18 protein-coding genes are annotated in these 19,817 nt (G+C 32.7%); 5 read left to right on the plus strand and 13 right to left on the minus strand.

From position 1 onward, the window contains the following. Positions 1–2 precede the first annotated feature (2 nt). The 3 genes from tsf to SYO3AOP1_RS02985 form a co-directional block, all read right to left on the minus strand. A complete protein-coding gene (gene tsf / locus SYO3AOP1_RS02975) occupies positions 3–596 on the minus strand; it encodes a translation elongation factor Ts (RefSeq protein WP_012459294.1) in 594 nt (197 codons plus the stop codon). After that, complete coding sequence (rpsB, locus tag SYO3AOP1_RS02980) at positions 596–1,480, minus strand: 30S ribosomal protein S2 (protein WP_012459295.1); 885 nt, start codon at positions 1,478–1,480, stop codon at positions 596–598. Before rpsB ends, tsf begins: the two co-directional genes overlap by 1 nt. A gap of 419 nt (positions 1,481–1,899) precedes the next feature. After that, entirely contained in the window at positions 1,900–2,640 is a 741-nt protein-coding gene (locus tag SYO3AOP1_RS02985; protein ID WP_012459296.1) for a carbonic anhydrase family protein, read from the minus strand. A 63-nt stretch (positions 2,641–2,703) separates the two neighbouring features. Between SYO3AOP1_RS02985 and SYO3AOP1_RS02990 the strand changes: the two genes are divergently transcribed. After that, the gene (locus SYO3AOP1_RS02990; RefSeq protein ID WP_012459297.1) at positions 2,704–3,918 is read left to right on the plus strand and encodes an epoxyqueuosine reductase QueH; all 1,215 of its coding nucleotides are present in this window, start codon (positions 2,704–2,706) and stop codon (positions 3,916–3,918) included. An 88-nt stretch (positions 3,919–4,006) separates the two neighbouring features. On the opposite strand, the gene SYO3AOP1_RS02995 is transcribed toward SYO3AOP1_RS02990, so the two are convergent. From SYO3AOP1_RS02995 to SYO3AOP1_RS03015, 5 genes are all read right to left on the minus strand, one after another. Then, positions 4,007–4,486: a CPBP family intramembrane glutamic endopeptidase gene (locus SYO3AOP1_RS02995; protein WP_012459298.1), complete on the minus strand. Its 480-nt coding sequence runs from the start codon at positions 4,484–4,486 to the stop codon at positions 4,007–4,009. Positions 4,487–4,632: 146 nt separating this feature from the next. Further along, positions 4,633–5,907, minus strand: a complete 1,275-nt coding sequence (locus SYO3AOP1_RS03000) for a M48 family metalloprotease (protein ID WP_012459299.1) — start codon at positions 5,905–5,907, stop codon at positions 4,633–4,635. A gap of 290 nt (positions 5,908–6,197) precedes the next feature. Continuing rightward, on the minus strand, positions 6,198–7,427 hold the full coding sequence (gene glp, locus SYO3AOP1_RS03005; protein WP_012459300.1) for a gephyrin-like molybdotransferase Glp: 1,230 nt from the start codon (positions 7,425–7,427) through the stop codon (positions 6,198–6,200). A gap of 2 nt (positions 7,428–7,429) precedes the next feature. Beyond that, a complete protein-coding gene (gene carB, locus SYO3AOP1_RS03010; protein WP_012459301.1) occupies positions 7,430–9,022 on the minus strand; it encodes a carbamoyl-phosphate synthase large subunit in 1,593 nt (530 codons plus the stop codon). Beyond that, the gene (locus SYO3AOP1_RS03015) at positions 9,019–9,582 is read right to left on the minus strand and encodes a YqiA/YcfP family alpha/beta fold hydrolase (protein ID WP_012459302.1); all 564 of its coding nucleotides are present in this window, start codon (positions 9,580–9,582) and stop codon (positions 9,019–9,021) included. The genes carB and SYO3AOP1_RS03015 overlap by 4 nt, the downstream gene beginning before the upstream one ends. A 318-nt stretch (positions 9,583–9,900) precedes the next feature. Between SYO3AOP1_RS03015 and SYO3AOP1_RS03020 the strand changes: the two genes are divergently transcribed. Beyond that, positions 9,901–10,560 carry a glycerophosphodiester phosphodiesterase gene (locus SYO3AOP1_RS03020; protein ID WP_012459303.1) on the plus strand — a complete coding sequence of 220 codons (660 nt, stop codon included), beginning with the start codon at positions 9,901–9,903 and terminating at the stop codon, positions 10,558–10,560. A gap of 232 nt (positions 10,561–10,792) precedes the next feature. Here SYO3AOP1_RS03020 and groL read toward each other — a convergent pair whose 3' ends face one another. Together groL and groES are read right to left on the minus strand one after the other, a co-directional pair. Then, on the minus strand, positions 10,793–12,427 hold the full coding sequence (gene groL / locus SYO3AOP1_RS03025) for a chaperonin GroEL (protein ID WP_012459304.1): 1,635 nt from the start codon (positions 12,425–12,427) through the stop codon (positions 10,793–10,795). Positions 12,428–12,447: 20 nt separating this feature from the next. Beyond that, positions 12,448–12,744 carry a co-chaperone GroES gene (gene groES, locus SYO3AOP1_RS03030; RefSeq protein ID WP_012459305.1) on the minus strand — a complete coding sequence of 99 codons (297 nt, stop codon included), beginning with the start codon at positions 12,742–12,744 and terminating at the stop codon, positions 12,448–12,450. A 731-nt stretch (positions 12,745–13,475) separates the two neighbouring features. On the opposite strand from groES, the gene SYO3AOP1_RS03035 reads away from it, so the two are divergent. From SYO3AOP1_RS03035 to SYO3AOP1_RS03045, 3 genes are read left to right on the plus strand one after another with little or no spacing between them, the layout of a single operon-like run. After that, positions 13,476–14,285, plus strand: a complete 810-nt coding sequence (locus SYO3AOP1_RS03035) for a phosphate/phosphite/phosphonate ABC transporter substrate-binding protein (protein ID WP_012459306.1) — start codon at positions 13,476–13,478, stop codon at positions 14,283–14,285. Next, positions 14,282–15,844, plus strand: a complete 1,563-nt coding sequence (locus SYO3AOP1_RS03040; protein ID WP_012459307.1) for an ATP-binding protein — start codon at positions 14,282–14,284, stop codon at positions 15,842–15,844. Before SYO3AOP1_RS03035 ends, SYO3AOP1_RS03040 begins: the two co-directional genes overlap by 4 nt. After that, the gene (locus SYO3AOP1_RS03045; protein ID WP_012459308.1) at positions 15,837–17,159 is read left to right on the plus strand and encodes a sigma-54 dependent transcriptional regulator; all 1,323 of its coding nucleotides are present in this window, start codon (positions 15,837–15,839) and stop codon (positions 17,157–17,159) included. The genes SYO3AOP1_RS03040 and SYO3AOP1_RS03045 overlap by 8 nt, the downstream gene beginning before the upstream one ends. A 107-nt stretch (positions 17,160–17,266) precedes the next feature. On the opposite strand, the gene SYO3AOP1_RS03050 is transcribed toward SYO3AOP1_RS03045, so the two are convergent. Genes SYO3AOP1_RS03050 through SYO3AOP1_RS03060 form a run of 3 tightly spaced genes read right to left on the minus strand, consistent with a single transcriptional unit; the run spans position 17,267 to position 19,656 of the window. Continuing rightward, positions 17,267–18,583 carry an MATE family efflux transporter gene (locus SYO3AOP1_RS03050; protein ID WP_012459309.1) on the minus strand — a complete coding sequence of 439 codons (1,317 nt, stop codon included), beginning with the start codon at positions 18,581–18,583 and terminating at the stop codon, positions 17,267–17,269. Next, positions 18,577–19,122 (minus strand): class I SAM-dependent methyltransferase, encoded by a 546-nt coding sequence (locus SYO3AOP1_RS03055; protein WP_012459310.1) that lies wholly within the window; start codon positions 19,120–19,122, stop codon positions 18,577–18,579. Before SYO3AOP1_RS03055 ends, SYO3AOP1_RS03050 begins: the two co-directional genes overlap by 7 nt. Continuing rightward, complete coding sequence (locus SYO3AOP1_RS03060) at positions 19,123–19,656, minus strand: HAD-IIIA family hydrolase (protein WP_012459311.1); 534 nt, start codon at positions 19,654–19,656, stop codon at positions 19,123–19,125. It abuts the gene before it with no gap. Positions 19,657–19,817: the final 161 nt, after the last annotated feature.

Here is a 19,817-nt window from a genome sequence, read left to right on the forward strand (position 1 = left end):
TTTTACTCTCCAAGCTCGTATCTGCAAAATCTTCTAACTTGAATGTTTTCACCAATTTTAGCTATATACTCTTTTACTAATTCTTCAATAGTTTTTTTGTCATCTTTAATGTAAGGCTGTTCATATAAGCATACTTCTTTATAGAATTTCTCTAATTTTCCTTCCGCTATTTTTTCTGCAATGTGAGCCGGTTTTCCTTCTGCAACTGCAGCTTCTCTTGCAATTTCTCCTTCTTTTTCAACAACTTCTCTTGGGACATCCTCTCTTTTAACGTACTGTGGCTTCATAGCTGCAATTTGTAAAGCTATTTCGTTAGCAAGTTCTTTGAAAAGTTCGTTTCTAGCAACGAAGTCTGTTTCACAGTTTAATTCTAAAAGAACGCCAATTCTTCCGCCGGCGTGTATATATGCATGAATTAATCCTTCTTTTGTCTCTCTTCCTGCTTTCTTAGCAGCTTTTGCAACACCTTTTTTTCTTAAAATTTCAACTGCAAGCTCTAAATCGCCATTAGCCTCCTCTAAAGCTGATTTACATTCGAGCATTCCAGCGCCGGTCATTTCTCTAAGAGTCTTAACTAATTTTGCATCAACAGCCATTAAAGCTCCTCCTTAGCTTCTTCTATTTCTTCATCTATATTAGATTTAACTTCTTTCTCTACCACTTCAGAAAGTTTATCTTCTTTTGAATAATTTTTAGCTCCCATATATCCAGATTCTACAACGTTAGCAGCTTCTGCTCTTGCTAAAAGCTCTTCTTCAATGGTTTTTGTTCCTACAGCTGTTCCGATAGATTCTCTCATCTTTTTGCCTTCTATTACAGCGTCAGCTATTTTAGAAGTAATTAATTGAATAGCTTTTATAGCATCATCATTGCCCGGGATTGGATAATCTATTTTGTCTGGGTCGCAGTTTGTATCTGCAATAGCTACAACACGGACGCCGAGTTTATTAGCTTCTGTAACAGCGTTATTTTCTCTTACTGTATCTACAACAAATATAATGTCCGGAACTCTGTCCATATCAACAATACCTTTTAGATACTTTTCAAGCTTTTCTTTTTGCTTCATTAAAGTTCTTGCTTCTTTTTTTGGTAAAACTTCAAATACACCTTCAGCTTCCATTTTCTGCAGCTTTCTTAATTTTGCAATGCTTTTCTTAACAGTTGCAAAGTTTGTGAACATACCGCCGAGCCATTTGTAGTTAACATAGTATGCTCTACATCTTTTAGCTTCTTCTTCTATGATGTTTTGAGCTTGTTTTTTTGTGCCAAGGAAAAGTATTTCTGCACCGTTTGCTACTTGCTCCGTAACGAATTCAAGAGCTTGTCTGAAGAGTGGAACTGTTTTTGAAAGGTCTATGATGTGAATGCCGTTTCTCTTAGTGTAGATGTACGGCTTCATTTTTGGGTTCCATCTTCTTACCGGATGTCCAAAATGAACACCTGCTTCCAAGAGTTCTCTCATGCTGATTTCTACTGCCATAAAAAATCCTCCTTTAAGGGTTTAGTCTTCCACTTCCACATAAAACACCCAAACGGGCAACCCTTATGATGGAAGTGTGGTTATTTAAGAAAACTATTATATCATAAATTTAGATTTTTTGACTAATTTTAATATACGTCAGGTGAGAAATTGGGTGAAAGCAGAGATTCTTTGCCGGCTTCAAAATGACGATACTTTATCCAAGACCTCATCCTATTCTGTAATGGCAATTCATGAATTGCCTCTACTTTCGTTTTCCTTGTTTTATACTGAGGACTTTAGTCCGAATTGTTTCCCTTTTGAATTTTTGAAAATAAAGCAGGAGATTCTTTGCATGGCTTTAGAATGACAATCAAAAGGTTAATTAATTTTTAGACTTGGTTGAAATTTAAAGTACCCTCCCCAAAGCATATTTTTATTTAAAATCCTTCAATTATCCATCTTGAATTAATCTCTTGAACAGGTCTGTTGTTAGGATTCACCATAACAGATTTTAACTTTTCAAGTTGCTGCTTAGATATAGAAATAGGTTTTTTCAAGACAATCCATCTTACACCTTCAGTGCATGGTGGAGTGGTTAATGAGCCTGAGTATGTCATATATCTCTTATCTTTTGGTATAAGATTGTTTAAATTTAAATTCTTATCAAGAATTTTTTCTCCTTCTTCAGCAGGAGCAACGTTTAAAATTTTATCTAACTCTTTATTAGTTTTCCCAAGTTTAGCCATTACACCAACGACCAAAATCTTACCATCTTCTGTTTTATGAACAAAGTGAATTTCCAACGGATAAGATTTTTTCTCTATTGTATGTTCACTTGGTGTGTGGAAATGAAACTGTTTAAGCTGATACTTTTCTCCAAGGTAGTTTAAAGTGTTATCTTCTTTTATATTTATCTGAATAGTATGACCATTGTTTACTACTTCTGATTCTTTTGCAGTTTTGTAGTACAAGTTTAACTTTGGCAGGTTTGCTTTAACTTTATATTTTTTATCAATGTTTATAGGAGATTGATTTTTTAATTTACACCAAAAGAATTCAGGTTTTAACTGCGCCCAATGCTCCGGTCCCTTTTCACCTTCATAACTCCATTCATGCTCAGCAAAAGATATAGAAATGCTTGATAATACTAAAACTGCAGAAATTAGTATTTTTCTCATACTTGATTTTCTCCTGTTAGAAGTAAAATATTAAAATATTATAAACAAATCAGGAGCTAAAAGATGGATAAAATTCTTGTTCATATATGCTGTGGAGTTGATAGTGTTTATGCACTTAGAAAGTTAAAAGAAGATTTCCCAAACAGTGAGCTAATTGGCTATTTTTATGACCCAAACATACATCCAGAAGAAGAGTTTGAGCTTAGATGGATAGAAACAAAAAGAGTTTGTAATCAGCTTGGGATAGAGTGTATAAAAGGAGATTATGATTTAGATTTATGGCTATCTTCTGTAAAAGGTCTTGAAAACGAGCCGGAAAGAGGCGAAAGATGTACTGTTTGCCATGATGTAAGATTAACTAAAAGTGCAGAAATAGCAAAAGAGCTTGGATGTAATAAGCTTACAACAGTTTTAATGATGAGTCCTAAAAAAGATTTTGAAGTATTAAAGGAAGTTGGAGAAAAGGTAGCAAGTGAGTATGGTTTAGAGTTTTTGGCTATTGATTTTAGAAAAAACGGCGGAACAGAAAAAATGAATAAACTTGCGAAAGAATCAGAGCTTTATCATCAAAATTACTGTGGCTGTATTTTTGGATTATTACCACAAAGACAATTTTCTGACTTTATTCCAGAGCTTATAACTTTCTCAAAAGGCAGGCTTGCAGGCAGCAGAGAAGAGCTTTTATTTATAAAACAAATAAGACTATATGCAGAAAGCAATGGCATAAAATGTAAAGAAAAAGATTTTAGCTTTATCGGATGGAGGCTACTGTCTTCTGTTTGTAAGGTTAATAAAGATTATGTAAATCATAAAGTTTTGCCGTATAGCAGGACAATCAAAGGGGTTTTAAGAGCTATTGTATCTAAGATAGAAGAAAGAGAAGATTTTAAAATTGCATACTTGAATAAAGGTAATGCAAAAATCTATATTTTAAATGAGCTAAAAGAACTGCCACTTTCCGAGCCGCGTATCTTTACAGACCCAGTTTTTATAGTTGATACACAGTTAAAAGAAGGTGATAAGGTAGAGCTTCAGCTAAAGTCTGAGTTTATACCGGATATGGTATCTCAAAATCTTTATATTGGTGATGTTGAAAGTAGCGAGAGGAAGTTAGAGTTTTACAGTGATACAGACAGTGATGGAAATAATGGTTATAGGTTAGAAGATATCATTAGTGCTATAGATGAAAATAAAGAGGATATTGAAGCAGGAAAGGTAGGTATAGTTGTTTATGGTGTCGAGCTTGTTGGCAGACTTGGAAGAAGGGCTATTAGTTAAACAATAGTTAATAAGTGAGTAGGTAGGATGAATTTTTTAAAATATCTTGATTATCAAAAACTTTTTCACTTTCGTACACTCCTACCATCTATTTAAAGATTTCTGACAAAAACGCTACATAAAACTCATTAGAAATAAAATGTAGAACTACAACTAAAGAAAAAGATTTTGTTTTTTGATATACAAAGCCATAAAACAAAGATGGAAAAAATGTTAAAAATGAGTGTAAGTCTTGGTAGATGATTATATGTGGAATGGTAAAAAGTATAGAAGTTAAAAGATTAGAAAAATAGCTTAATAAATAAACTCTAAAGAAAAGCTCTTCTGAAAAAGCTATAAATAAGCTGTTTAATGTTTGAAGTGGTTCAAGGATAAATAAAAGTGGTAGTACAAAAATTATTAATAAATCATACTTTCTTGAATAAGAAAAAGCAGACTTAAGATCAATAAAAAGAATTGGAGAGAGTAAAACGACAGATATAAAATATGTAAAGTTTGTAATTTTATAAATTATTGAACTTACAATTAAAGCTGCGTATAATAAAATTGAAAGATTTTTATTATTCATAACTTTTTAAATTACCAATAGTATACGTTGAGTGATAAATACAAAAATATGAAATTCCTCGCATACGCTCAAGAATGACAAAGAAGGGCGTCATTCTGCAGCCGGCTAAGAATCTCATATTTTTTTGAATTTTTCAAACGACATTCCTACCTTACCAACATTCTTAATCTATTTTGTGCGTCTTGTTCCCATCCTCTTCTGCCATCGGTAAGTTTTAAAGCTGTAGTAAGGTTGTTATATGCGTTTTGTCTGTCTCCAATACTTTGATAGCTTACACCAAGGAAGTAGTAAAGGTCTGGATTAGAATCTATTAAATTTTTAGCATTTTCTAAAACTCTTATACTTTCTTGATAGTTTCCAAGCTTTGTTAAAGAAGCACCCATTATAAGCTGTGGCATAAAATACATTCTATCAATGTTATATGCTTTTAAAGCATCTTCATAAGATTTTTTGAAGTCTTTAAGCTGATAATAAACATAGGCTCTGTAAGTATATGCTGCATTGTTTTCTGGATATGCTTTTATAGCTTTGTCTAAATTTGTTAATGAGACAGCTAAATTTTTATTTTTTATGTTATCCTTTGCGTTCTCTACGTATTTATAGCTGTCTGAAGTTAAGATAAGGCGTTTTTTGATCTCTTGAAATTTTTCACTGTCTTTTTTGAGAAGTAATTTATCTGGATATTTTGTAGCTATTAGCTGAGAAACATTTTGTATTCTTTCTTCCGGTAATGGGTGAGTTAAAAGCCATGGAGGGGCTTGAGTTTTTTCCATTTTTTTAAATTTTTCAAAAGTTGCGATTAAACCTCTTGGGTCGTAGCCTGTTTCGTAAGTAAACCTAACACCTAAAGCATCTGCTTCTCTTTCTTGGTCTCTGCTATACTTTAATTGCAAAAGACCTGCCGATACCTGTGCAAGTTGCATAACGATTTGTTGATACTGAGATTGAGAGGTTGCTACAGCTAATATATTTAGAAGTATGTTTAATCCATAAGTCTTTTCTAAAAATTTTGCATGGTGTCTTGCGTTGATGTGTCCAAGCTCGTGTGCTATTACTCCGGCAAGTTCTGATTCGTTATCAAGAGTGAGTAATAATCCTCGATGGATAAATACAGGACCACCTGGAAGTGCAAAGGCGTTTACTTCCCCTGAATTTACTACATAAAACTGATAATCTACTTTTCTGGGTGTTACTGATGCTAATTTATAACCAATGCTTTTAACATATTCTTGAACTTCTCTATCCGGATACAATCCGTCGTTTTCATTTATGGCTTGTGGAACAACCTTTTTACCGATTGCTATTTCTTCGCTTTCTGGCAAAAGTGTTAGAGTCGGCTTTCCTGTTAATGGATCTTGAACTTGGGCACAAGAAATTACAAAGAAGAAAATTATCAATAAGGATTTAAAAACCTTTCTCATTTTACTACCTCCCTCTAAATCTCACAATAAAAGATTTACCTCGTGATAAATTCAATGAAAGTATGAGATTCTTCGCTGGCTGCAGAATGACAATAGGGTTGCTCTTTCTCTAATGCTTATCATTCAACCCTTTTCTATCATCCTGAGGACTTTAGTCCGAAGGATCTCCTCTTTTAAAAAATAAAAAAAGGAGATTCTTCGCTTCGCTCAGAATGACAAGGTTGATTTTTACAAGCAGTCTCAAGGTTCACTTATTCAATTAGTAAAATTAGTAAAATCTCGCCAAGACTTTAAATCTTCCTACCAAAAAGGATAAACCTTACCTTTTCTCCTGCTTCTATTTGATGAATATCTTCATCAACAAAAACCAATGCGTTAGCATTTACCATGCTTGTAAGCATGTTGGAAGCTTGTTTAGTAAATGGTTTTACATAAAAATTATCTTCTTTGTATTCAGCATATGCTCTTATAAACTCTAATCTATCTGCACTTTTTCTTTTAAAATCTTCTGTTAAGATTCCTGAGAATATCTTATTTTCTGGATTTTGATATCCCATCATCTTTTTTATAGCCGGTTTTACTAAAATCTCATAAACCACCATGGAAGCAACAGGATTTCCTGGAATTCCAAAGAAGATTTTTTCATCCTCTTCTCCCCATGTGCCAAATGCAACAGGTTTACCCGGCTTTATAGAAACTTTCCAAAAATGAATATTAACGTTTAACTCTTTTGATACGAAATCTTTAACAAGGTCATACTCACCAACAGATACTCCGCCCGTTGTAAGTAATACATCGCAGTTTTTAACCCATCTTAATTTTTCTTTTATATCCTCTGGATTGTCCTTAGCAAAGCCTATGATTGTTGGGATAGCTCCTGTCTCTAAAACTTGTGTATAAAGTGAGTATGTGTTTGATGTTCTTATTTGAGATTCTTTTGTGATGTTTTCTCCTATATCTAAGATTTCATCTCCTGTTGTAATGATTCCAACTCTTGGAACTTGTTTTACATAAACGGTTGCTTTATTTACAGAAGAGAGAACTCCAATTTCAGCAGGTCTTAACCTTTTTCCTTTTGGAATTAGTAAATCTCCGGCTTTATAGTCTCCGCCTTTTTCTCTGATGTTTGCACCTTTTTTTAATTCTTTAAGAATATATACAGTGTTTCCTTCCACTTTTGTTAATTCTTTTTGGATTATTGTGTCTGCACCTTCTGGAATCAATGCTCCTGTGTATATTGGAATGGCAGCACCTTTTTCTAATTTTGGCGGCAAATCTCCTGCTTTGCTTTCTCCGATGATTTTTAAAGGAACTGGATTATCCTCAGATGCTCCGATAATGTCTTCATGTCTAACAGCAAAGCCGTCCATACCGCTGTTATCAGCAGGTGGATTGTCTCTGTCAGCATATATATCTTCTGCTAATATTCTATTTAAAGCTTGATGTATAAAAACTTTTTCATTTCCAAGTGGTTTAGTTTTTTCCAAAACTATCTTTAAAGCTTCTTCATATGTGATCATTTTTAAACTCCTGTATGGATTTCTTGTAATGATTTTACTGTTAATCCTTTCTCTTTGTATGATTTTATTGCCATGACAGCAGCTTGGGCACCTCTTACGGTTGTAAAGTATGGTGTTTTTGTTGCAACTGCTGCTCTTCTAATATAATATGCATCAGACCTTTCTCTTTTACCGGAAGGTGTGTTTATGATTAAAGCTATTTCATTATTTTTAATTCTATCAACGATGTTTGGTCTTTCTTCCGATAGCTTGTTTACAAGATTAGCTTCTATGCCATTTTCTGTTAAGTATTTATAAGTTCCCGTTGTTGCATAAATATTAAATCCAAGATTTTTAAGCTCTTTTGCAATATCTAAAATGTGAGGTTTGTCTTTGTCTGCTACTGATATAAACACATTTCCTTTTTCTGGCAGCAACTGACCTGCTGCAGCTTGTGCTTTCCAAAATGCAAGACCAAGGTCTTCATCAATACCCATCACTTCTCCTGTGCTTTTCATCTCTGGACCAAGTAATGGGTCTACTTCCGGAAATCTATTCCAAGGGAAAACCACTTCTTTAACTGCGAAGTATTTAAAGTCTTTTGAGTGGAAGTCTGTTGCTGGATGTGGGTCTTTTATCTGGAAAACTTCCGGAATGATTTCTCTTAATTTTTTGCCAATCATAACTTTTGATGCAATCTTAGCAAGTGGATATCCGATAGCCTTACTTACAAACGGAACTGTTCTTGATGCTCTTGGGTTTGCTTCAATAATGTAGATTTCGTTGTCTTTTATCGCATACTGTATGTTTATAAGTCCTATCGTATTTAAAGCTTTCGCAAGCATTCTTGATTGCTCTTTTATCTTAATTACTACCTCATCCGGAAGTGTGTAATGTGGAATGCAAGTAGCACTATCTCCTGAGTGGATACCGGCTTCTTCTATATGCTCCATCACTGCACCAACTAAAACATCCTCTCCATCACAAACACAATCAACATCAACTTCTATACTTCCATCAAGGAATTTATCTATAAGGATTGGTCTATCTTCTGTAACCATGACAGCTTCTTCTATGTATTTCAAAAGCTCTTCCATGTCATAGACTAATCTCATAGCTCTACCACCAAGGACGTAAGAAGGTCTTACAAGAACTGGAAAACCTATTTCTTGAGCTACTTTTACAGCTTCATCCTTTGATTTTGCTATTGCACTTTCTGGCTGTTTTATTCCAAGCTTTATGATTAAATCTCTAAACCTTTCTCTGTCCTCTGCAATGTCTATACTTTCTGGCGATGTGCCAAGAATTGGTATATTTAATTTTTCTAAGGGTTTTGCAAGTTTTAACGGTGTTTGACCCCCAAACTGAACAACTACACCAAGCGGTTTTTCTTTTTCTATAATGTTTAAAACATCTTCAAGGACAATAGGCTCAAAGAATAACTTGTCAGAAGTGTCATAATCTGTTGATACAGTCTCTGGGTTGCAGTTCACCATTATAGCCTTATATCCTTCTTCTCTTAAAGACCAAACACAGTGAACGCATGCATAGTCAAACTCTACACCTTGACCAATTCTATTTGGACCACTTCCAAGAATAATTATTTTCTGCTTCATAAAGCCTCCATCTTTTTAAAATCTTCAATAAGTTCTTTCATATGAGTAAATCTATGATTTCCGCCTGGATACATCACAACATGAAAACCATCAAAATATTTTGCTGTTTCTTTGCTGTCTAAAAGTTCATCCTCTTCATCAAGATATACGTAAACAAGATTTTTTAAACTTAATAAATCTTTTACATAAAAGTTTTTGAGACTTTCTAAATTTTCTTGAGAAAAATAATACTCTTCATCAGTTTTAAAGTTTTTTTGAGGTCCGACTTGCTTTTGTAAAGATTTGTACGGGTCTATTGATGGGTTTATCAAAACGGCTTTTATTTTAAATTTATCTGCTAAGTATAAAGCATAAAATCCGCCAAGAGATGTTCCAAAGATATAAAGTTTATCTTTATCTTTTATAGAATCTGTCAAAAATTCTAATAATTTCATTGCTTTGTCGGGTTGATAAGGTAATGTAGGGGCTATGATGTTCTCCGGACCAAAGGTTTCTTTCAGATGATTTATTTTATCGCCATAACCGGCAGAGTTAAATCCATGAATGTACAAAATTTTCATCTCTAAGACACCTCAGATTGATTTAATATATTTTACAATATATATCGGATGAGAAATTCTATAAAAGTAGGAGATTCTTCACTTCGCTCAGAATGACAAATAAGGTTATCCTTCCTTTAATGCTTATTAATCAGCCTTTCGCTGTCATCCTGAGGACGTATGTCCGAAGGATCTCCTTTGCAAATTTTATAAAAACCACTAATTTCTTACCAAGGTATTGATTTAATATATTTTACAATATTTGAAATTTAAAAATATTTAGAGGTTTTAAAAAATGAAGTCTTCCAGTTAGATTTACTTGAACTTTTTAAACTTCCTGTGATAGTAGGTCATAGAGGATATCCTAACAAAGAGCTTGAAAATACCTTACCTTCTATTGAAGCTGCAATTGAACATGGGGCAGATATTGTAGAAGTTGATATTCAATCTACGTTGGATGGTGTTTTGGTAATAAGTCATGATGAATCTCTTGAAAGGACTTTCGGCGTTTCTGTAAATATTAGAGAGTCTGTTTGGAAAGATATTAAGAAGATAAAAAAAGGAAAATATATAGTTCCAACTTTGTCAGACGTTTTAAAAACAGTCTCTGGTCGTGTTGGGCTTTTTGTGGAAATAAAACATCCAGAAGATACAGAAAAAGTAGTTAAAACTATTTATGAAGCTAAAGCTGAAAAGTGGACGGCAGTTATTAGTTTTCATGAAGAAGTTTTAAAAGATTTAAATTTGTATAAAGGGCTTGTGTACTCAAAACCACCGGGCAAAATTTTGGAAGCAAAAGAGATTGGCTGTCAGTTGGTTCTTCCTAAGTATTATCTTGCAACTGAAAAAGCTAATGCTTTTGCCCATCGTATGGGACTATATGTTGTAGCTTGGACTGTTAACAATGTAGACACTGCTATAAAACTGTGGAAATCTGGCGTAAATGGTATAGCAACAGATGATGTAGAACTTATAAAAAGTTCTTTGATTTTGGAGTAGGTTTTTGATTGGTACCTAATTTTAGAACTTAAACGAAAGCTTCCAAATCTGTCAGGAATGAATCATGAGAATGCTTTAAATTTTGCCTAAGTAAGCGAAGAATTACCTCTAACCATTTTCTTTAAAAGGAGATCCTTCACTTTGTTCAGGATGACACGGAAAGAATGCTTGTGAAAAACAAAAAAGCCCCCGTTAAGGGGGTTTCATATATTTATTAGTTTAAGAATTTATCTTAGAAGTCCATGTCTCCCATTCCACCGCCTGCGCCTGGGAGTTTTTCTTCTTTTTCCTTAATTTCTGCTACTAAGCATTCAGCTGTAAGCATTGTTCCTGCAATAGATGCAGCATTTTGGAGAGCTGTTCTTACAACCTTAGTTGGGTCAATGATACCAGCTTCTACCATGTCTACATACTCACCAGTAGCTGCATCAAATCCGTAGTTTACATTGTCAACATCTTTGATTTTTTCAATTATCACAGAACCTTCAAATCCTGCGTTATAAGCAATTTGTTTTAATGGAACTTTGCAAGCATTTTTAACAATCTTGATACCCCAAGCTTTGTCTGTGTTTTCTTCTTTTATGTTGCAAAGTGCTCTTGATGCTCTAAATATTGCAATACCACCACCTGGAACAATACCTTCTTCTACTGCAGCTTTTGTAGCATGTACTGCGTCATCAACTCTGTCTTTTTTCTCTTTTAGTTCTGCTTCTGTTGCAGCACCAACTTTAATGATAGCTACACCGCCGGCAAGTTTAGCAAGTCTTTCTTGTAATTTTTCTTTGTCATATTCAGAAGTTGTTGTTTCAATTTGTTTTTTGATTTGCTCTATTCTTGCTTTGATATCTTCTGGATTTCCTTTTCCGCCGATAATTGTAGTGTTATCTTTATCTACAACAACTTTATCAGCTTTACCAAGCATATCTAAATCAACAGATTCAAGCTTAATTCCAAGGTCTTCTGTGATTGCAGTACCGCCTGTTAAGATAGCAATGTCTTGAAGCATTGCTTTTCTTCTTTCGCCAAATCCTGGAGCTTTAACTGCACATACTCTTAATACTCCTTTGATATGGTTTACTACTAATGTAGCAAGAGCTTCTCCTTCAACATCTTCAGCAATTATTAAAAGTGGTTTGTTTGTTTGAACAACTTTTTCTAATACTGGTAAAAGTTCCCTTATGTTGCCTACTTTCTTTTCATAGATTAAGATGTATGGATTTTCTAAAACAGCTTCCATTTTTTCTGCATTTGTTACAAAGTATGGAGATAAGTATCCTCTATCAAATTGCATACCTTCTGTTACTTCTAATACAGTTTCTGCAGATTTAGATTCTTCAACAGTGATTACGCCATCTTTTCCTACTTTCTCCATTGCATCCGCAATGATTTTACCAATTTCTGGGTCGTTGTTTGCAGAGATTGTAGCAACTTGTTCAATCTCTTTTCTTCCAGTAACTGGTTTAGATATTTTTTTGAGTTCTTCAACAATTATTTTAACTGCTTCATCAATTCCTCTTTTTACATAAATTGGATTAGCACCAGAAGCAATTGCTTTTAATCCTTCTTCATAGATTGCCTGAGTTAATACTGTGGCTGTTGTTGTTCCATCACCAGCAACGTCTGCTGTCTTAGATGCAACTTCTTTTACAAGCTGAGCTGCCATGTTTTCGTATGGGTCTGTAAGCTCTATTTCTTTTGCAACAGATACACCGTCTTTAGTAACTACTGGAGAACCCCATTTTTTTTCTAAAATTACTTCTCTACCTCTTGGTCCAAGTGTTACTTTAACTGCGTTTGCAAGTTTATCGACACCTGCTTTTAATTTAGCTCTTGCTTCGTCACCATAAACTAATTTTTTTGCCGCCATCTATGCTCACCTCCTATTTTTTATTGTTCAATAATTGCTAAGATATCATCTTCTCTTAAAATGATTAACTCTTCACCATCAACTTTAACTTCATTTCCTGCATACTTGCTAAAGTATACTTTATCCCCTACTTTTACTTTGAGAGGAACTACATTTCCATTTTCTAAGACTCTACCTTCTCCTACCGCTACAACTTCACCAATTTGAGGTTTTTCTTTTGCTGTATCTGGAATAATAATTCCTGCTGGAGTTTTTGCTACTTCCTCTTCAACTCTTTTGATAACAACTCTGTCATACAGAGGTTTTAACTTTGCCATTTGCACCTACCTCCTTTTAGATTTTAATCATTTTATATTATACATTATCTTTTTTAATCTTGTCAATAATATTGATTTTAGTAAAGTCAAATTATATATAAATAATATACTCAAATTTGAAAGATTTTCAATAGATTTAGAAGAGTTACAAAATCCTTTATCTGCTTGCTATGAGACTGCTCCAAAAGCCAACATCGTCATTCTGCAGCCGTGCGAAGAATCTCCTACTTTTATCTCCTGCTTTTATTGAATTTCTCACCCGATGTATCAGCTTTATATAATAGATACTTTTAGGTAAGAAATCCAAAAGATTACAAGATTCTTAGATGTAGTTGTGGAATTTTAAAAGTGAGAGGTTATGGATGTTGGAGCAATTCATGAATTGCCCGTACGAAAAGGTGAAAAATAAGAAGTAAGGCATCTATTGTATTTGTTATTCATCACTCTCCACTTACTCTGAAGGCTTTAGCCTTATCAAAACTTCCAATTTCCTACCCGACACATTCCTATAATATATAAAAATTTTCCTTTACTTGGTTCCCAGACCAAGAAGAACTTATAAAGTCTTTATCTACTTGCTAATGACAAAAAACCTTAAAAAAAAGCTAAAAATAAAATTTTTACCAAGATATTAATTTTTAAGAGTTAGGGAAAAAGTTTAATAATTCCTTTTCCAACCTATTCAAAGATAGTGTTTGCTAACTTGATATTTTTGGATATATATTATTTCCATGCTTTTCAGAATACTAATTTTAAGCTTACTAATATTTAATATCTCTTTTGCACAAGAGAGTCTTAAACTTGCAGTTTTATCCTATGGAGATACTGTTAAAGAGTATAAACGATACTCTGTTTTATCAAAATACTTATCTTCTAAATTAAACAAAAAAGTTGATATGGTAATTGTTGAAAATGTTGATAGGGTTTTTGAACTATTTAAAAGAAAAGAAGCACATTTAGCTGTTGGGTGCTCTGTTGTATACTTTGAGCTAAAAAGAAAGTTTAACGTTGAAGCTGTAGCTGTAATGAAAATAAACGGTAAAGCCGTAGAAAACGGCGTTCTTGTTGTTAAAAAAGACAGTCCAATTAAATCCATTGAAGATGTGAAAGGAAAAAAGATTACCCTTGGCAGTCCTATCTGTATGAGTAATTGCGTTATGCCTTTATACATGCTTGCACAAGCTGGAATAACTCAAGAAGATGTAATAAATATATGGAGTTCTGGAACGGATAAAGGAGCCATTTTGGCAGTTCTTGCAGGAATTGCAGATGTAGCTGGAATAAAGGAAGAAAGTTTAAAAGCATATCAAGACCAACTTAGAGTGATAGCAAAGTCTCCATCCTTCCCAAGGCATATAATCATGGTATCAAAAACCTTGGATAAAAAACTTTATGAAGAGATAGAAAAAGCTTTATTCTCAATCGACCAAGAAACGTTAAAAAATATGGAAATAGATGGCTTTGAAAAACCAAATCCAAACATGTTTCAAGTTATAAAAAATTATAGAAAAATTCTTGACCTATTCCCTGTTTTAAAATGATTCTGAGAAACCTATCTATTAAGCTTAAAACATCTTTATCGATTGCAATCTATGTTTTAATCATTCTAACTGGTTCTATTATCTTCACTGTTAGCAACTTTTACGATAGAATACTAAACGACAGGATTTTGTCCTTAGAAGAAAATATAACAAGTCTTGCAGAAAGCTACAAAGAAAAAATCATTGTTAAAAACTTTGAAAAAATAGATGAGCTTGTAAATTTCCTTATAAGAAATAAAGCTATAAAACAGGTTTATGTATTAGATAAAGATGGAACAATAATAGGCAGTAATAACTTATCTTTGCTGGGTTATAAATATAATGAAAAAAACATTAACGGTTTGGCAAAGTTTATCTATGATTTAAAAGTGGATACAGAAATTATTGGAAAATTAATAGTTTTTTATGACATTAAAACTATCGAAAGTGAACTAAAAGAAGATATTGAAAAAATAGTATACCCCCTTTCTATAGTAGTTTTATTTATATTTATTGCCACATTTACCGGAATTTTCTTTATTTCAAGCATATTAGTAAAACCACTTGTTGAGCTGAAAGAAAAAATAATAAACCTTTTCAATTTAGATTTTCAAGATCTAAAAGATATTGTTAATTTAAAACCTGTTATAAAACAAGAAAAAAAATGTGATAAGGGTATATCTACAACTTGTTGGCTGACTTCTGAAAATGCTGGAGAAATTCTTTTTGATATTGGCAGTAAAGCCATAAAAGAATGTCCAAAATGTCAAATATTTAACAATCTATCTGGAGATGAGATAAATAAGCTAACGTTTAGTTTTTATATTATGATTTCTTCATTGAATGATTATATAAATAAACTTGAGGAAGCACATAAAGAAAGAGAAACCTTAGGCTGTATGGCAGCAATGGGAGAGATGAGTGCAAAAATAGCCCATGAAATAAAAAATGCGCTTTATTCTATATCAAATGCAGCAAACTATATAAAAACAAACTCTGATAATGAGATTATAAAAGAGTTTGGAAAAATCATAAAAGAGGAAAGCAGCAGACTAAATGAAATGACTGTATCTTTTTTAAACTTTTCTAAATTAATAGAGCCAAAATTTGGCTATACAAACATCAACAAAGTTATAGAAGATGCAGTTAAACTTTTAGTCTACGATTGTGAAGATTATAATATAAAACTTGAGCTAAATCTTGATAAAAACTTACCATCATCAATGGTCGATGAAAACTTATTCAAACAAGTAATTGTTAATCTTGTTTTGAACTCTATCGATGCTATAAAAGAAAAAAACATTCAAGACGGCTATATAAAAATTTCCACTTATTACAACAAAGATAAAAACAAAATACAAATAATCGTTGAAGATAATGGAATAGGAATTAAACAAGAGCATAAAGATAAGATTTTTAAGCCATTTTTTACTACAAAACAGAAAGGAACAGGTCTTGGCTTGCCTATGGTTTACAAAATTGTTTTCTTACATAAAGGAACGATTAACCTTATTTCAGAATATGGAAAATACACTAAATTTATAATAGAACTACCTTTAGAGGTAAATGATGATGTTTAAGATTTTATTGATTGATGATGAAGAAAGTATCTTAAAAGTTATCAAAACGGTTTTATCAGAAGCAGGATTTGAAGTATTGACTGCAAAGTCTAAAAAAGAAAGCTTAAGCTTAATAGAAAAAGAAAAGTTTGACTTAATAATCTCAGACTTTTTATTAGAAGATGGAACAGGATTAGAGATTTTAGAAAGTTTTAGAAAAAAGGATATACTTACACCTTTTTTAATCATTACAGCTTACGGGTCTATAAATGGAGCTGTAGAAGCTATCAAAAAAGGAGCTAACCACTACATACCCAAGCCAATAGATATAGATAATTTAATCAAAATAATTGATTTTTATATCAAAAAACAAGAAAATTTTGATGTGGAAGAAGAGTTTGAAGGCATTATTGGAAAAAGTCAAAAGATGAAAGATTTATTCAAAGAAATAGATGTTGTAAGTAAAAGCGAATCTTCTATTTTGATTGAAGGAGAAAGCGGAACAGGAAAAGAGCTTGTTGCAAAAGCCATTCATAGAAGGTCAAAAAGAGCAAACCAACCATTTATTCCTATAAACTGTTCTGCTATACCCAACGAGCTTTTTGAAAATGAGCTTTTTGGTCATGAAAAAGGTTCCTTTACCGGAGCATCAAACAGAGAAATCGGAAAAATAGAGCTGGCTGGAGAAGGTACGTTATTTTTAGACGAAATAGGGGAGATGCCACTATTTATGCAGGCAAAACTTTTAAGAGTTCTTCAAGAAAGAGAATTTTTTAGAGTTGGGGGAAAAGAATTAATAAAAATGAGATGTAGAGTAATCTCAGCAACCAACAGAAACCTTGAAGAAATGGTTGAAAACAAAGAATTTAGAGAAGATCTATTTTATAGAATAAACGTAATTCATTTAAAAATTCCACCTCTTAGAGAAAGAAAAGAAGATATTCCTCTCCTTGTCAAGAAATTTATCGATAAGTTTAGCAAGATTAACAACAAAAACGTATATGATATTGATAATGATGCTTTAGAAATATTGATGAATTACGATTGGCCTGGAAACGTTAGACAGCTTGAGAATATCATTGAACGGGCAGTTGTGTTATGCCAAGGTGAAATAATCACAGCTAATCATCTTCCTGACAGGATAAAGTCTAACTCCCAAAAAATATCAGAAAATATAAGGTCAGAAAATAATAGTTTAAATCTTTATGATATTGAAAAAAATATTATTTTAAAAGTTTTACAAGAAGAGAATTTTAATCAAACAAGAGCAGCTCAAAAACTTGGAATTTCAAGAAAACAGCTGAGAACAAAGATGAAAAACTTCGGTCTTCTCTGAAAAGGTGAAAAGTGAGAAGTAAAAGGATATTCTTCGCCGGCTGCAGGATGACGTTTAAGAAGATTGATTGATTTTTTAAATTCAGTTAGAATCTAAAATAACTCTCACTAAACTTTAATCTTTTTCCAATCGCCTTTTTTAAAGAAATACCAAAGTATAGCTGCTTTTAAGTATGTTTCTAAAAACATTGCTAAATACACAAATAAAATATTTCCAAAAATTTTTGAAAGTATGTAAGCCGGAATGATTCTTAAAACCCATAAAGAAAATGTATTTATGTATAATGTTGTTTTCGTAGCTCCTGCACCTCTTAAAACACCGCTTAAAACAAACCCTATCGCTAAAGGAATTTGAGTTAGTCCTACTATCCTTAAATATAAAGAAGCCTCTTCTATTGTTTTTTTATCATTTGTAAACACCATAGCTAAATACTCAGGAAAGATTACCATCACAACACCCATAAGACCCATGAAAATAGAAGCAATCTTTATTATCTCTTTTGCATATGCTTCTGCCTGCTGTGGATTGTTAGATCCAAGACTTTGACCTACAAGGGTCATTGCTGCGATTGTAAAACCAAAACCCGGCATGAACGCAAGCCCTTCTATCCTCAGACCTACCTGATAACCTGCAAGTGTATAAATTCCATAATCTGCTATTATCTTTACAAAAAGCAAAAAAGAAAAGTATGTTAAAGTCCTTTCAAAACCACTTGGAACGCCAATTTTAAAAATCTTCTTAACTTCTTCAAGCAAAAAATCAAATTCAAATCTAATTTTTGAATGTTTTGAGTTTATCACATACAGATACATAAAAAAGCTTATGTAATAGCTTATGGCTGTGGCAATGGCAGCACCTTTGACTTCAAGCCTTGGAAATCCAAAATTCCCAAATATCAGTCCATAAGCAAGCACCGTGTTTATAATGTTTGCAACGATTACTATCTTTAAAGGCGTTTTTGTGTCTCCTGCTGCATTAAATGCAGAGTATATAGCCATCTCCATGAATAAAACCGGAAAGGTTAAAGCCAATATAGAAAAATACTCTTGACCAAGTCTGATTACTTCATCAGAACCTGCCATAAACATAAAAATATACTTAGAAAAGAAAAAGCCTAAGATTGTAAATGGAATAGATAGCAGTAAAGAAAAAACAGAGATAGAAAAGGCAGTTTTGTTTGACTGTGAGTACTGCTTTGCTCCGATGTATCGCGAAATTACAACAGAAGTACCTACTGAAAAAGTAGCCATCATTGCATACAAAAGCCCTAAAAACTGCATAGATATGCCGGCTGACGCGATGGCAGAAGGAGAAACCCTTCCAAGCATGATCATATCTATAAGCACTTGAACGATATCTAAAAAATTACTTAAAGCAGCAGGAACTGCCAAAGATAAAATCTTTTTTGTGTCTTGATTTAGCATCTTTTTGTTGCAACCAAATAAGCCTTGTATGCTTTTTCATTTTTACAAGTAATAACTTCTTTTTCTTGATAGAATACTATTTCCAAAGATAAAAAGCTATGTAATAGCTCATTTTTTCTAAGTAAAAAATCACTGTTTTTTGATGGACTTCCTTCAAGGAAAGTTTCAAAAATTAAAACGCCATCTTTCTTTAAAGCTTCTTTAATGTATGGAAATAAGATTCTTTCTAAAAAGTTTATATTGATTATCAAATCGTATCTATCTTTATCCGGTCTATAAATTTTTAAATCTTGATGAATTGGATTAATGTTTGGATGTAATGTTTTTAGCTTTTCAATTGCTACATCAGAAACATCAACAGCATCAACTATAAAGCCTTTTTCTGCCAAGAATAAAGAGTTCCTGCCTAAACCCGCTGCAATGTCAAGTGCCATTCCTATCTTTGCCAAATGATAAAAGTTTTTGACAATTTCTGATGGCTCTTTTTCTGCCGAAAAACCGCTTAAATACTTTTGATTCCACCTTTCCCTGTCTTGCATCTAAATCTCACAGTATTTTTTTATGATTTCATCATACTTACCTTGAATTTTTAAAACCAAGTCTATAACTTCCCTAACAGCTCCATTCCCACCTTCTTTATTAGTAATATAAATAGCATACTTTTTAACATCTTCCGGTGCAGACGGAACAGTCGCCCCAAATCCAACCCTTTTTAATACTGGAATATCAACAATATCATCTCCAATGTACAAAATTTCTTCATCTTTAAGATTATACTTTTCTTTAAGCTCATTGTAATGAATTAATTTATTTGAAGAGTTTTGAAAAACTTCTGTAATGTTTAACTCCCTTGCTCTTTTCTCTACTACTTCTGAACTTCTGCCTGTAATGATGGCTGTTTTTATACCAACCATATTAAGCATATGAATACCTATTCCATCTTTTACACAAAACATTTTTATTTCCTTGCCTTCTGAGTCGTAGATAATTTTTCCATCAGTTAAAACTCCATCTACATCAAAAACGAACCATTTTATTTTTTTAGCTTTTTCTATGATTTGCTCGTATCTCAACGGCTTTTTACTCCTTTCGTATGTTTAGAGTTAAATATCATAGCATAGAGAAAAGGATTATAAAGGTGTTCTAAAATTTTTATAAGTTGTTAGTATATGTAGATATAACTTTGCCTATGCCCGTCATACTGAGGCTGTAAAGCCGAAGGATCTCTTTTTTA

This window comes from Sulfurihydrogenibium sp. YO3AOP1, from assembly GCF_000020325.1.
Lineage (GTDB): Bacteria > Aquificota > Aquificia > Aquificales > Hydrogenothermaceae > Sulfurihydrogenibium.

What these genes read in the sequence shown, in the direction of transcription:
- glp (WP_012459300.1), bottom strand. Translation starts at nt 7,427, where the DNA reads ATGATCACATATGAAGAAGCTTTAAAGATAGTTTTGGAAAAAACTAAA.
- SYO3AOP1_RS03015 (WP_012459302.1), bottom strand. Translation starts at nt 9,582, where the DNA reads ATGAAAATTTTGTACATTCATGGATTTAACTCTGCCGGTTATGGCGAT.
- SYO3AOP1_RS02990 (WP_012459297.1), top strand. Translation starts at nt 2,704, where the DNA reads ATGGATAAAATTCTTGTTCATATATGCTGTGGAGTTGATAGTGTTTAT.
- SYO3AOP1_RS03040 (WP_012459307.1), top strand. Translation starts at nt 14,282, where the DNA reads ATGATTCTGAGAAACCTATCTATTAAGCTTAAAACATCTTTATCGATT.
- SYO3AOP1_RS03045 (WP_012459308.1), top strand. Translation starts at nt 15,837, where the DNA reads ATGTTTAAGATTTTATTGATTGATGATGAAGAAAGTATCTTAAAAGTT.
- SYO3AOP1_RS03035 (WP_012459306.1), top strand. Translation starts at nt 13,476, where the DNA reads ATGCTTTTCAGAATACTAATTTTAAGCTTACTAATATTTAATATCTCT.
- tsf (WP_012459294.1), bottom strand. Translation starts at nt 596, where the DNA reads ATGGCTGTTGATGCAAAATTAGTTAAGACTCTTAGAGAAATGACCGGC.
- groL (WP_012459304.1), bottom strand. Translation starts at nt 12,427, where the DNA reads ATGGCGGCAAAAAAATTAGTTTATGGTGACGAAGCAAGAGCTAAATTA.
- SYO3AOP1_RS03000 (WP_012459299.1), bottom strand. Translation starts at nt 5,907, where the DNA reads ATGAGAAAGGTTTTTAAATCCTTATTGATAATTTTCTTCTTTGTAATT.
- rpsB (WP_012459295.1), bottom strand. Translation starts at nt 1,480, where the DNA reads ATGGCAGTAGAAATCAGCATGAGAGAACTCTTGGAAGCAGGTGTTCAT.
- SYO3AOP1_RS02985 (WP_012459296.1), bottom strand. Translation starts at nt 2,640, where the DNA reads ATGAGAAAAATACTAATTTCTGCAGTTTTAGTATTATCAAGCATTTCT.
- SYO3AOP1_RS03055 (WP_012459310.1), bottom strand. Translation starts at nt 19,122, where the DNA reads ATGCAAGACAGGGAAAGGTGGAATCAAAAGTATTTAAGCGGTTTTTCG.
- carB (WP_012459301.1), bottom strand. Translation starts at nt 9,022, where the DNA reads ATGAAGCAGAAAATAATTATTCTTGGAAGTGGTCCAAATAGAATTGGT.
- SYO3AOP1_RS02995 (WP_012459298.1), bottom strand. Translation starts at nt 4,486, where the DNA reads ATGAATAATAAAAATCTTTCAATTTTATTATACGCAGCTTTAATTGTA.
- groES (WP_012459305.1), bottom strand. Translation starts at nt 12,744, where the DNA reads ATGGCAAAGTTAAAACCTCTGTATGACAGAGTTGTTATCAAAAGAGTT.
- SYO3AOP1_RS03050 (WP_012459309.1), bottom strand. Translation starts at nt 18,583, where the DNA reads ATGCTAAATCAAGACACAAAAAAGATTTTATCTTTGGCAGTTCCTGCT.